The 632-nt window shown below is 72.6% G+C and carries 1 protein-coding gene; it reads right to left on the reverse strand.

Translation table 11 applies throughout. From position 1 onward, the window contains the following. Nucleotides 1–632: aldo/keto reductase (locus HCK04_RS40470; protein ID WP_312845800.1), on the reverse strand; the 632-nt coding region annotated here is incomplete at both ends.

Raw genomic sequence — 632 nt, forward strand, 5'->3', positions numbered from 1 at the left:
CCGCGCCGCTGGCATTCGGGCAGCAGTTCCTCGGCGGCGGAGCGGTCGAGCAACGTGTAGCGTCCCGCGACCAGCACGGCGTCCAGGTCGGTCTCCCGCACGAACCGGGTCAGCATCGGCGCCTGGTTCATCCCGGCGCCGATCGCGCCGATCACCCCCTGGTCGCGCAGCTCGGCCAGCGCGGGGTAGGCCTGACCGGCGGCCTGTTCCCAGTAGTCGTCGGGGTCATGGATGAACACCAGATCGAAACGGTCGAGCCCGGTCCGTTTCAAGCTGTCGTCCAGCGAGCGCAGCACCCCCTCGCGGCTGTAGTCCCGCACCCGCACGAACCCGGTCCGGCCGACGAAGCCCTCCTCCTCGCCCCGGCCCGGCACCAGCACCCGGCCGATCTTCGTCGACACCACCGCCTGCCCGGCCGCGTCAGCGGGCAGGCCACGCAGGAAACACCCCAGACGCTCCTCGGCCAGCCCGCTGCCGTAATGCGGCGCGGTGTCGAAGTAACGGATCCCCGCCTGCCAGGCGGCATCCAGCGCGTGCTCGGCCTGCTCGTCGCTCACCGGCGCGAACAACCCGCCCAAGGGGGCCGTGCCCAGCCCGTACCGCCCCAGCCTGCCCGCCAGAACACCGGCCGC

It is taken from the genome of Microbispora sp. CL1-1 (genome assembly GCF_012034195.1).
Taxonomy (GTDB): domain Bacteria; phylum Actinomycetota; class Actinomycetes; order Streptosporangiales; family Streptosporangiaceae; genus Microbispora.